Annotated in this window: 12 protein-coding genes; 3 read left to right on the plus strand and 9 right to left on the minus strand. The window is 71.9% G+C overall.

Features of this window, described 5'->3' with window-relative positions; all coding sequences use genetic code 11:
* Positions 1-52: 52 nt before the first annotated feature.
* The 3 genes from E1200_RS24930 to add all read right to left on the minus strand — a co-directional run bounded on the left by E1200_RS24930 (position 53) and on the right by add (position 3,167).
* Positions 53-1,180 (minus strand): LAGLIDADG family homing endonuclease, encoded by a 1,128-nt coding sequence (locus E1200_RS24930; protein WP_131954511.1) that lies wholly within the window; start codon positions 1,178-1,180, stop codon positions 53-55.
* A 135-nt stretch (positions 1,181-1,315) separates the two neighbouring features.
* Positions 1,316-2,047: an FAD-dependent thymidylate synthase gene (gene thyX / locus E1200_RS24935; RefSeq protein ID WP_131954512.1), complete on the minus strand. Its 732-nt coding sequence runs from the start codon at positions 2,045-2,047 to the stop codon at positions 1,316-1,318.
* A 94-nt stretch (positions 2,048-2,141) separates the two neighbouring features.
* Positions 2,142-3,167, minus strand: coding sequence for an adenosine deaminase (gene add / locus E1200_RS24940; protein WP_207933531.1), 1,026 nt, complete (start codon positions 3,165-3,167; stop codon positions 2,142-2,144).
* 111 nt (positions 3,168-3,278) lie between these two features.
* Here add and E1200_RS24945 point away from each other — a divergent pair, with 111 nt between their 5' ends.
* Entirely contained in the window at positions 3,279-4,259 is a 981-nt protein-coding gene (locus E1200_RS24945) for a YafY family protein (RefSeq protein WP_131954513.1), read from the plus strand.
* Between the two features lie 28 nt (positions 4,260-4,287).
* Here E1200_RS24945 and E1200_RS24950 read toward each other — a convergent pair whose 3' ends face one another.
* The 4 genes from E1200_RS24950 to E1200_RS24960 all read right to left on the minus strand — a co-directional run bounded on the left by E1200_RS24950 (position 4,288) and on the right by E1200_RS24960 (position 8,356).
* Positions 4,288-4,692, minus strand: a complete 405-nt coding sequence (locus E1200_RS24950) for a ChaB family protein (protein WP_131954514.1) — start codon at positions 4,690-4,692, stop codon at positions 4,288-4,290.
* A 72-nt stretch (positions 4,693-4,764) separates the two neighbouring features.
* Positions 4,765-5,682 (minus strand): SDR family oxidoreductase, encoded by a 918-nt coding sequence (locus E1200_RS24955; RefSeq protein WP_131954515.1) that lies wholly within the window; start codon positions 5,680-5,682, stop codon positions 4,765-4,767.
* A gap of 70 nt (positions 5,683-5,752) precedes the next feature.
* Complete coding sequence (locus tag E1200_RS33925; protein WP_165950449.1) at positions 5,753-5,899, minus strand: GPGG-motif small membrane protein; 147 nt, start codon at positions 5,897-5,899, stop codon at positions 5,753-5,755.
* 285 nt (positions 5,900-6,184) lie between these two features.
* Complete coding sequence (locus tag E1200_RS24960; protein ID WP_131954516.1) at positions 6,185-8,356, minus strand: anthranilate synthase component I; 2,172 nt, start codon at positions 8,354-8,356, stop codon at positions 6,185-6,187.
* 249 nt (positions 8,357-8,605) lie between these two features.
* Here E1200_RS24960 and E1200_RS24965 point away from each other — a divergent pair, with 249 nt between their 5' ends.
* Entirely contained in the window at positions 8,606-9,799 is a 1,194-nt protein-coding gene (locus E1200_RS24965; protein WP_131954517.1) for an acyl-CoA dehydrogenase family protein, read from the plus strand.
* 66 nt (positions 9,800-9,865) lie between these two features.
* On the opposite strand, the gene E1200_RS24970 is transcribed toward E1200_RS24965, so the two are convergent.
* Entirely contained in the window at positions 9,866-10,270 is a 405-nt protein-coding gene (locus E1200_RS24970) for a phosphomannose isomerase type II C-terminal cupin domain (protein WP_243708821.1), read from the minus strand.
* Positions 10,267-11,004, minus strand: a complete 738-nt coding sequence (locus E1200_RS24975) for a TetR family transcriptional regulator (protein WP_131954518.1) — start codon at positions 11,002-11,004, stop codon at positions 10,267-10,269. Before E1200_RS24975 ends, E1200_RS24970 begins: the two co-directional genes overlap by 4 nt.
* Positions 11,005-11,115: 111 nt before the next feature.
* Here E1200_RS24975 and E1200_RS24980 point away from each other — a divergent pair.
* On the plus strand, positions 11,116-11,378 hold a 263-nt coding region (locus tag E1200_RS24980), incomplete at its 3' end, for a hypothetical protein (RefSeq protein ID WP_207933532.1).

Genomic DNA, 11,378 nt, shown 5'->3' on the forward strand with positions numbered 1-11,378 from the left:
CAGTTCGGGGGCTCGGCCGGCGGGCGCCGCCTCGGACCTTCCCGCCTGTTTGTCACAAACCGCCACTCGAAACGACTACCTTGCCGTTTCGCCGGACCAGGAGAAGGCCATACGGAACGGAGGCCGCATGGATACCGCCTGAATATGCTTCGAACCCGTCATGGTATCCATCCTCATTCCAGTAGCGGCTGGGCATGGATCGTCCGTGATTCACCAGTGGCTTGTTTCGTCTCGTCACCAACGACACCACGTATGTCGGGCGGAGATTATGAAAGACCTGCCCACTGGGCATGACGCGCCGCAATCCCGTGCGGTCGTCGATCCGGATGTTGGCACTGATGCCCGACTTGATGGCGAGTACCTGCAGCCCGTCGGCGAGTTCCTTGGACACCGTGTAGATCACGCGGTGTCCGTTCTTGTGATGCGTGGTGCCGTCCCCATCAACCATGGCGTCGAGGAAGATCCGGATGATCTCCGGTGTCCAGCGGTGCGCGACCGCGGGCAGTCGCTTATCCACTGCGTGGCCCAACTGAGCGAGGGAGTCGCGGAGGGCGACGCAGCAGGTGAGCACCCGGCTGTGGCCGGACGGCGGGACGTAGGCGGTGAGCCCCAGCCGGCGCACGGTCCCGATCATCGCGTCCAGTACGGGGCCGGGGTTCTGCGCGAGGACGATCTGGTGGCCGTTGATGGAGCCCTCCGATAGGAAGTAGCCGAGGAATTCCGCGAAGGCCCTCGCTGGGAACACCATTCCCGGATATTCCCGCGAACATGCGACTCCATTGTCCGAACGTGTCCAGGCCCGACTTGTCGCCGGAATCTCCACGTCCGCGTTCGTGCCACCGATCCAGTTCGCCGTCTTGTCATAGCGGACGCGCTTGTGGAGGACGGCACCGGGTGTTTCGATCCCGAACGGCTGCTCGCCACGCTTCGCCGCGCGCGTGTCGTAGCGTTGAACCCAGAGCGGGTGGTCGGCACCGACCAGCAGGTCGATCTGCTCCGAACGGACGCGGTACATGCGACCGCTCACCTCACCGTGGTGTACGGCTGTGGCCCGCCGGTACTCCAGACCTCCCGTGGACGGGTTCACCGTCCCGAAAACTTCGCTTTCGTCGACCGAGCGCCAGGGTTTCCAGCCGTCTTTCGTAAGCACGTCGGTTCCGTCGTCGTAGCCGCTCGCCATCCGGTTCCCGCCTCCGTCACTTCATGCGGCAAGGCGGTCACACAGAATCACAGGCCGCGGACATTCTCTTCGCCCGCGGCTCCGCGCCGGGTGGAGACACGGGCCCGGTCAGGGCGCGTGGCGCCGTCGCGGACGTCAGGGGCAGACGCGGCCGTTGGCCTCGAACGCCGCGTGGGTGAGCGGCATGAGCGCCGCCCACTGCTCTTCCATCTGCTCGGCGACCATCTCGATCTCACGCTGCGGGAAAGAGGGGAACGTCGAATCCTCTCGGTTTGTCCGCAGGGACAGGAAGTTCATCAGCGCTCGCGCATTGCAGGTCGCGTACATCGAAGAGTAGAGGCCGACGGGAAGGACGCTCCGTGCCACCTCCCTGGCGATCCCTGCTTCGAGCATCTCCGTGTAGGCGCGATACGCCTGCCGGTAGCTGTCCCTGGTGGCCTCGCCGACCAGCTTGTGCTGCTCCGGACTCCCGTCCGTGAAGACGTACTTGCCGGGCTTGCCCTCCTGAACCAGCTTGCGCTCGGGGCCCGGGACGTAGAAGACGGGCTCCAGCCGCCTGTAGCGGCCGCTCTCTTCGTTGTAAGAGAACGTCCGATGGCGCATGAACTCGCGGAACACGAAGATCGGCGCATGCACGTAGAAGGTCATCGACGAGTGCTCGAACGGCGTGCCGTGCCGATCACGCATGAGGAAGTTGATCAGCCCCTTGGACCGCTCGGGATCAGCCTCGATCTCGGCAAGGGAGCTCTCCCCCTTGGTCGACACCCGCGCGGCCCAGAGCACGTCCGCGTCGGAGGCCGCGCTCTTGATCAACTCGACCGTCACATCACTGCGGAACCGGATGTCCACCGACTCGTCCCCGGACATGGTCTCCCCCTCGTGTCGCCTCCATCGCCTCCGCAACCCTAGCCGCCGCGCGCCTCACCGACCGCCAGGTGCCCCGCTCTCCCATAGGCGCTGGTCACAGGAGGGTATCTATTTCGGTGAGGATGGGGCGGCGGTCCTCTTCGGGGAGGGTGGAGGCGTTGACGGCGTTGCGGGCCAGGGACGCCAGGGCGGCGCGGTCCAGGCCGAAGACCTCGGCGGCGATGCGGTACTCGCCGGTCAGGGTGGTGTCGAACATCGGCGGGTCGTCGCTGTTCAGGGTGACGAACAGGCCCTCGTCGAGCATCCGCGGCAGGGGGTGCGAGGCGAGGTCGGCGACCTGGCCGGTGCGGAGGTTGGACGTCGGGCAGACCTCCAGCGGCAGCTGGGTCTCGCGCAGGTGGGCGACGAGGCGCGGGTCGTCCAGGCAGTTGATGCCGTGGCCGATGCGCTCGGCGCCGAGTCCCTCGATGGCCTCCCAGATCGTCTCCGGGCCGGTCATCTCCCCCGCGTGCGGGACGCTGCGCAGCCCCGCGGCGCGGGCGGCGGCGAACGCGTCGCGGAACGCGTCCCGGTGCGGCGGGCGGCACTGCTCGATGCCGCCGATCCCGAACCCGACCAGGGCCTCCGGCGGGTGGTCAAGGGCGTGGTCGGCGGTGCCGCGGGCGCCTTCGGCGCCGAACTCGCCCGGGATGTCGAAGATGTAGGCGACGCGGACGCCGTGCCGGTCGCGGGCCTCGCGCGCGGCGCGGTCGAGGGCCTCGGTGATCGCGGGCATCGGCATCCCGGCCCGCTGGTGGGTGTAGGGGGTGACGGTCAGCTCGACGTGGCGGGCGTTCTGCGCGGCGAGGTCGCGGGCGGTCCCGAGGACGAGGGTCGCGACGTCCTCGGGGGTGCGGACGAGGCTGGAGACGGCCTCGTACACCTCGGCGAAGTGCGGGAAGTCGCGGAACTCGTAGAAGGCGCGCAGCTCCCGCTCGTCCGTGGGGACGGGCCCGTCCGGGTGGCGGCGGGCGAGTTCGAGGACGGTGGGGACCGAGGCGGAGCCCACGAGGTGGACGTGGAGCTCGACCTTCGGTAGGGCGTCGATGAACGCCTCGATGGACGTGGTTTCGGTGAGCACGCGGCGAAGCTAACAGCCGCCCCGCCCGGCGCGACAGCCGAATCGTCCGTATCTGCCACAAGGTTGTCAGGATCGGCCGGGGGCCCGGTCCGGGTGCGGCAGGATGGGGGTGTGCGGGCGGCTCGGTTGATCTCCATGGTGCTTCTGCTGCAGTCGCGGGAGATGATGACGGCGGGCGAGCTGGCGCGGGAGCTGGAGGTGTCCGAGCGCACCGTCTACCGCGACATGGAGGCCCTGTCGGCGGCCGGCGTCCCGGTGTACGCGGACCAGGGTCGCGGCGGCGGGTACCGGCTGGTCGGCGGGTACCGGACGCGGCTGACGGGGCTGACCCGCGAGGAGGCGGAGGCGCTGTTCCTGTCCGGGCTGCCGGGCCCCGCCGGGGAGATGGGGCGCGGTGCCGCGGTGGCGGCGGCCGAGCTGAAGGTGCTGGCGGCGCTGCCCGCGGCGCTGCGGGACGCCCCGGCGCGGGCGGGCCAGCGGTTCCACCTGGACGCCCCCGGCTGGTTCGGCGCGGCCGGGCCGCCGCCGCTGCTGCGGGAGCTCGCGCGGGCCGTCTGGGAGGACGAGCGGGTAGAGCTGCGCTACCGGCGCGGGGAGGCCGAGGTGACGCGGGACGCCGAACCGTACGGGCTCATCCTGAAGAGCGGCACCTGGTACCTGGTCGCGCGGGTCGCGGGGACGCCCCGTACCTACCGGGTGGACCGGGTGACCGGTGTCCGGCCGACCGGGGACGTGTTCGACCGCGACGAGGGATTCGACCTCGCGGAGCACTGGCGGGAGCAGGCGGCGGCGTTCCTGCGGTCGATGCTGCGCGAGGAGGTCACGGTCCGGCTGTCGCCCGCCGGGCGGCGGCTCCTGCGGTACGCGGTCGAGCCGTACGCGGCGCGGCGGGCGGCGGAGGACGCCGGGGAGCCCGACGAGGAGGGGTGGGTGGTGACCACGCTGCCGGTCGAGTCGGTCGACGTCGCCGCCTCCGAGCTGATGCGGCTCGGGGCGGAGGCCGAGGTCCTGGGCCCGCCGGAGCTGCGGGAGCGGATGGCGGACGGCGCGGCGCGGCTCGCCCGGCTGTACGCCTCCCGGCCGGAGGGCTGAGCGCCTCCCCGGCCGGGGGGCCGCGGCTTCAGTCCTGCTTGCGCGCGATCGCCTCGCCCAGCTCCTGCTTGGTCATCTTCGAGCGGCCCTGGACGTCGAGGTCCGCCGCACGGTCGTAGAGCTCCTTCTTGCTGCTGCCCTCGACGTCCACGCCGCCGGCGGTCCGGCCGCTGCCGCGGCGGGCGTCCGGGTCCTTGGCCCGCTGGTCGGACGGCCCCTTGCGCTTCTTCGGGACCCACCGGTCGCCGCGCTTCTCGAACTTGTGCTTGAGCGCGGAGTAGGCGGTGCGGTGCGCGCGCTGCCCCTCCCCGTAGGTCTCGACCGCGGAGTCGTGGGCCTTGGCGAACGTCTCCTGGGCCTCCTCCGGCGAGCGCTGGAGGGTGCCGGGAAGCTCGTCCTTCCGCGGCTTGCCGCTCTTGGTCGTCTTCGGCATGGCTCCTCCTTCCGTCTGCTCGTCGCCATAACCGGCCAGAATCCGTTCAAACCGGCGCAATGGGAAGGCCGGTCAGCGGTATCCCGTGACGTCCGCGGGGCGTCCGGGGTCGACCACCTCGGTGATGTAGCGCCAGGCGTCGGGGCTGCTGCCGTCGGCGTCGGTGAACCCGTAGACCTTGGCGAGCCCGCCGCTGGACAGCGACGCCCCGTTCCAGCGCGCCCGGTCCGGGTCGGCGGCGAGCGCGGCCGCGGCGCGTCCCACGAAGGCCGGGGATTCGGAGATCGCGAAGTTCGGGACCTTGTCTATAGCATCGCGCCAGTTCTCCTCGGTGACGCCGAAGTGGTCCAGCATCGCCTCCGAGCGCAGCCAGCCCGGGGTCAGCGCGACGGCGGTGCCGCCGTGGCCGGCGATCTCCTCGGCCTGGGCGAGCGCCATCCGGATCACGGCGCTCTTGGCGAGGTCGTAGAAGTAGCCGACGTCCCGGCGGTAGCGGGCGTTGTACTCGGCGGTGCCGTCGGTCATCTCGATGACGAGCCCGCCGGGCTCGCGGATCAGCAGCGGCAGCGCGCGGTGGCTGGTGACGGCGTGGGTCTCGATGGCGAGCCGCAGCAGCCGCAGCCCGTTCTCCAGGGACTGCTCCCACAGCGGCTTGCCGAACTCGAACAGGTGGTCGGCGCCCCAGATGTCGTTGACCAGGACGTCCAGCCGCCCCCGCTCGCCGTCGATGCGGCGGACGAGGGCGTCGACCTGCCCGGGGTCGAGGTGGTCGGCCCGGACGGCGATGCCCTCGCCGCCCGCGGCCGTCACCCGTTCCGCGGTCTCCTCGATGGTTTCGGGACGGCCCATCTCCGATCGTTCCGACCGGGTGGACCGTCCCGACACGTACACGGTCGCTCCCGCGGCGCCGAGCTCCACGGCGATGCCGCGGCCCGCGCCCCGCGTTCCCCCGGCGACCAGGGCGGTCTTTCCTTCCAGTGCACGGCTCATGGGGACGATGCTGGCACCGAAACCTGACGGGTCGCGTCAGGTTTGCACGCCCCAGGCCGGCGGTTCTCCGTTAACCGAAGATGCTGACACCACCGGGCCCCACGAGGAGCCCGACGACGATGAGGACGATGCCCCAGAGCAGGTCGCGGCGGGCGACGATCACGTAGATACCGGCGATCACCAGAACGACGGCGATGAGCCACAGAATTGTCATCATGGCAAGCGAGATCCCCGGAAGATACACGATAAAACCGGATCTTCTCCATGGATGTCCGTAATTTTGGTTACGGACCCTCCGTTATGGACGGAGGGGGAGTGGCCTCCCCAGTGGCCTCCCCCTCCGCCGGGATAACGGCGATCACCTACGTCACCCGGAGGCGGCGCGGTGGCCGGTCACCAAGTCTTCCGGGTTTCCACGGGTCGGCGACAGCGACCTTAGGACTATTTCGGGCGTGCCGGTCTCCTGCTTCAGGACTAGGACGGGTTCAGCTCCACGAACGGTTCAACTCTCCGAACGGCTCAGGTTCAGCACGTTCGCGACGATCCGGTGCCCAGCCCCGCCCGCCGCCGTGAGGATGGACTCCGGGTGGAACTGGACCGCCCAGCGCCGCCGCGCGGGGTCCTCGATCGCCATCACGACGTCCCCGGTCAGCGCGGTCACCTGGAAGCCCCTGACCCGGTCGGGCGTGGCGTGCAGCGAGTGGTAGCGGGCCGCGGTGAACTCGTCCGGGAGGCCGTCGAACAGCTCCCCGCCGGTCACCTTCACCTGGCCGGGCTTGCCGTGGGACGGCTCGTGCAGCAGCGCCAGCTCGCCGCCCGCGTGCTCGACCATCGCCTGGAGGCCGAGGCAGACGCCGAAGACCGGGAGGCCGCGCTCGTCCAGGGCGTCCAGGAGGGCGCCGGTCGCGAAGTCCCCGGGCCGGCCGGGGCCGGGCGACAGCACGACGAGGTCGGGCGCGTACTCGTCCAGCAGTTCCGCCGGGAACCCGTGCCGCAGCGTGGTCACCGAGGCGTCCTGCTGGCGGAAGTAGTCGGCCAGGGTGTTGACGAACGAGTCCTCGTGGTCGACGAGCAGCACCCGGAGGCCGTCGCCCGCCCCGGCCGGCGGCGCCGCCGGCTCCGGCTCCGCCTCGGCGGCGGCCTCCCGCTGGACCGCGGTCAGCGCGCCCAGCAGCGCGCTCGCCTTGAGGTGCGTCTCGCGCTCCTCCTCGTCGGGGTCGGAGTCGTACAGCAGCGTCGCGCCGGCCCGGACGGTGGCGACGCCGCCGCGGATCTGCGCGGTGCGCAGCGTCAGGCCGGTGTTCATCGACCCGTCGAACCCGACGCACCCGACGGCGCCGCCGTACCAGCGGCGGGGCGATTCCTCGTGGTCCTCGATGAACTGCATCGCCCACGCCTTGGGCGCGCCGGTGACGGTGACCGCCCACATGTGGGTGAGGAACGCGTCGAGGGCGTCGAACCCGGGGCGCAGCCGCCCCTCGATGTGGTCGACGGTGTGGATCAGCCGGGAGTACATCTCGATCTGCCGGCGGCCGAGGACGCGCACGCTGCCCGGCACGCAGATCCGCGACTTGTCGTTGCGGTCGACGTCGGTGCACATCGTCAGCTCGGACTCGTCCTTGGCCGACGACAGGATCGTGCGGATCTGCTCGGCGTCCTCCAGCGCGTCGGCGCCGCGCTTGATCGTCCCGGCGATCGGGCACGTCTCGACGCGGTCGCCGCTGACCCGGACGAACATCTCCGGGGACGCGCCGACCAGGTACTCGCCCTCGCCGAGGTTGAACATGAATTCGTACGGCGCCGGGTTGGTCTCGCGCAGCCGCTCGAAGAACGCGGCGGGCGCGTCGCAGCGCGCGTACATGGCGTGGCCGGGGGTCACCTCGAACAGGTCGCCGCGGACGAACTTGTCCTTGGCGTCCCGCACCATCTGCGCGTACACGCCGGGGACGGGCTGCGGCGGGAGCTCCGCCCCGGCCGGCGGCGGGGGCGTCGGCTCGGTGCGGCGCGGCAGGCCCGCGGTGCCGGCCCCGCCGACCTCGAACTCGTAGGAGATCCGGTGCGAGGTCTCCCGCTTGCGGTCCACCACGACCATCTCGTCGGCCAGGTGCAGGACGAGGTCGCGCTGGTCGGCGGGCCGCTCGGTCCGCGTCCGCAGCGGCTCGAACTGGAGCGACAGGTCGTAGCCGAACGCCCCGTACAGGCCGAGGTGGGGGTCGTCGCAGCGGAACAGGTCGACGACGGCGCGCAGCGCGGTGAAGACGGTCGGCTGCCGGCTGCGCTCCTCTTCGGGGAAGAACCCGCCGGCGGGCGGGATGAACACCTCGAACAGGTCCGGCCCGTCCGCCCGGACCTCGCCGGTGCCGCGCAGCGCGCCGGCCAGCGCGGGCAGGACGACGCGGCCGCGGTCGTTGAGGGCCCGCACCGCGACGGTCCTGCCGCGGGCGGCGATCTCCAGGCACGGGTCGACGTAGGCCATGTGCCAGCGGCTGTACCGGCCCGGGTACTCCATGCCGGAGCTGAGGACGCCGCCGCGCCGCTCGCCCACGGCGGCGACGAGCGCGTTCAGCACATCGGACTTGCGTTCCGGGTCGACCGGTGTCGCGGTGCGGGTGACCCGCACCCCCCCGGCCGTGACGAACCCGCCGGCCGGCGGCTGCTGTGAGACGGTTTCCACCGCGGTGGCCCCTCGATTTCTCCGGGCCCTGCACCCCAGGCGGCGAACACGCGAAACGACCGCCGGGTGAGGGCGGTCGCCTGGGTCTGCACGTGCACGAACCGGCGCCGCCTCAGCGGCGCCACCACCACCGGGAGGCTGCGGTTCGCATGGCGCCGAGGCTACCAGGTTCCCGGGCCCGGCCGGGAACCGTCGCGCCGCCGCGCGTTCCACGACAGAATGCCGTTCTAGTCAACCGGAGGGGATCCCATGGCCTTTGACATCCCGGCGTCGGTCCGGCCGGTGCGCGACGCCGTGCACGCCTTCATGACCGAGCGCGTCGAGCCCGCCGAGCCGGTGCTGCGGCGGGGCGGCGACGAGGCGGCCGCCCTGGTCGCGGACCTGCAGCGCGAGGCCAAGGCCGCGGGCCTGTGGGCGCTCGGCCATCCGAAGGAGCTCGGCGGGGGCGGGCTGCCGTTCCTCGACTACGTCTACGTCAACGAGGTCCAGGGGCGCAGCGAGTTCGGGCAGCTCGCACTCGGCACCTACACGCTGCAGGACTCGCTGATGCTGCACCGGCACGCGGGCGCGGAGCAGCGCGAGCGCTTCCTGGAGCCGCTCGTCCGGGCGGAGATCAACCCGAGCTTCGCGATGACCGAGCCGGGCATCGCGAGCTCCGACCCGACCCAGCTGACGACGACCGCGACCCTGGAGGACGGGGAGTGGGTCATCCGCGGCCGCAAGTGGTTCACGACCTTCGCGAACAGGGCCGCGTACACGACCGTCATGTGCCGGACGGAGCCGGAGGGCACCTCCCCCTACCTCTCGTTCAGCATGATTCTGGTGCCGACCGACACCCCCGGCTACACGATCGTGCGCGACACGCCCGTGCTGGGGCTGGACGGCGGGCACTGCGAGGTCCTGTACGACGAGGTGCGCGTCCCGGAGGGCAACCTGCTGGGGCCGCGCGGGCACGGGTTCGTGATCGCGCAGGAGCGGCTGGGGCCGGGCCGCATCTTCCACTGCATGCGCTTCCTCGGGCAGGCGCAGCGGGCGTTCGACCTGATGTGCGCGCGGCTGCACGAGCGGACCGCGTTCGGGGAGCCGCTGTACAAGAAGCAGCTGCTCCAGCAGCACGTGTTCGACTCCTTCGCCGAGATCCAGTCGGCCCGGCTGCTCACCCTGCAGGCCGCGCGGAAGATCGACTCGGGGGACCAAGCGCGGGTGGAGATCGGGGTGATCAAGGTGGTGGCGGCGCGGATGCTGAACGCCGTCATCGACCGGGCCATCCAGGTGCACGGGGCCGAAGGGCTCACCGACGACACGCCCCTCGGCCACATGTACCGGCACGCCCGCGCGGGCCGCATCTTCGACGGCCCGGACGAGGTGCACGTGACGACGACCGCGCGGCGCATCCTCAAGGAGTACGGCAAGGGCGGCAACTGGGAGTTCGGCCTGCGCTGACCCCGCCCCCGGCTAGCGAGACGGGGCCGGCCGGCCGTGCACGCGGGCGGCCGGCCGCCCGTCCCCTCAGGCGCGGCCGTACTCGTCCTCCAGGCGCTCGATGTCGTCCTCGTCGAAGTCGCCGAAGGCGATCTCCAGGACGCGCACGGCCGGGCCGGCCGAGCCGAGGCGGTGCGTGTCGCCGGCGCGGATCATGACCCGCTCCCCCACCTCGGGCAGCATGCGCCGCCCCGCCACCTCGAACACCGCGCCCGGGTCGAGCGCCACCCACAGCTCGTCGCGGTCGCGGTGCCGCTGCAGGCTGAGCCGCTGCCCCGGCGCCACGTGAATGATCTTCACGGTGGACGGCTCGTTCAGCGTGAAGCGCTCGAAGCTCCCCCAGGGCCGCCGTTCGGTCTCCACGGCGGGTTCCGCCTCGGCCGGCTGGGGCCGCACGTCGGCCTGCACGCGCGCGTCGGTCTGCACAGTCACCTCGGGAATCGTGGGTCGGGGGAACGGCCCGCGGACCGGTCCGCGGGCCGGGCTGCGGGTCGGTCCGCGGGTCGGTCCGCGGAGGGGCCGGGGGGCGGCGGGCCGCCGGGTTCCCGCGTCCCGCGGTCATCGGACGCGGCGGCGGGCAGGCCGCGGAGGACGAGGTCGGCGAGGCCGTCCACGACCTCCTCCCTCGGGACGTCGTCGCCGTGGTCGAGCCACCAGTCTCCGGCCGTCTGCACCATGCCGACGATCGCGTGGCCCCACACGTACGCGCGGGTCCGGTCCGCCAGCTGGCCGTCGGCGATCATCACCTCGGCCAGCTCCCGGCTCACGTCGCGGATCATCGTGCTCATCGCGCTGTGGGTGGCGGTGTCCTCGGCGCTGGCCCGGTGCATCAGGAAGCGGTAGAGGTTGAGGTTCTTGGAGATCGTCGCCAGGTAGGTGTCGATGGTGCTGCGGGTCCGGTCGCGGATCGGGTCGTCGCGGGAGAACTCCTCCCGGATCCCCTCGATCAGCTTGCGCGTGTGCCGCTCGGCCAGCGCCTGGTAGAGGCCGCTCTTGTCGCCGAAGTGGCGGTAGAGGATCGGCTTGCTGATCCCCGCCTCCGCGGCGATCGCCGCCATCGACGCCTCCGGGCCCTCCCGCTGGATGACGCGGTCGGCGGCCTCGAGCAGGGCGCGGCGGCGCCCGGGATCGCGCCGTGCCCCCGCCCCGCCCCGCGAACGTGTCATGCCCGCAAAGGTATCGGGGGTGTTACCCGGTGACAACACGGCCTGGCCTGGGCGGAACTCCGGCGCCGGGGAACTTCCCGGCACGCCGCGGCGGCGGCTAACGTGATCGGGGTGCGGACGCTCTACTCGGTGCGGCTGGAGGGCCTGGCGGCCAACCCCGCCGCCCCCGCCGACCTGCTGCTCCTCATCCTGGAGCGCGCGGAGCCGCGGATGCGCAACGCGTTGCTGCGCCGCGAGGGCGTGCCGGACGCCGTGTACGAGGCCGCCGCCCGGCACCCCGACCCGCGCACGCGCCGGCTCGTCGCCGCCGCCGGGCACGCGCCGGCCGCGATCCGGGCCCGGCTCGCCGCCGACCCCGACCCCGCCTGTCTCTT

Origin of the sequence: Actinomadura sp. GC306, from assembly GCF_004348665.1 — a bacterium.
In the GTDB taxonomy this organism is placed as follows: Bacteria; Actinomycetota; Actinomycetes; order Streptosporangiales; family Streptosporangiaceae; genus Spirillospora.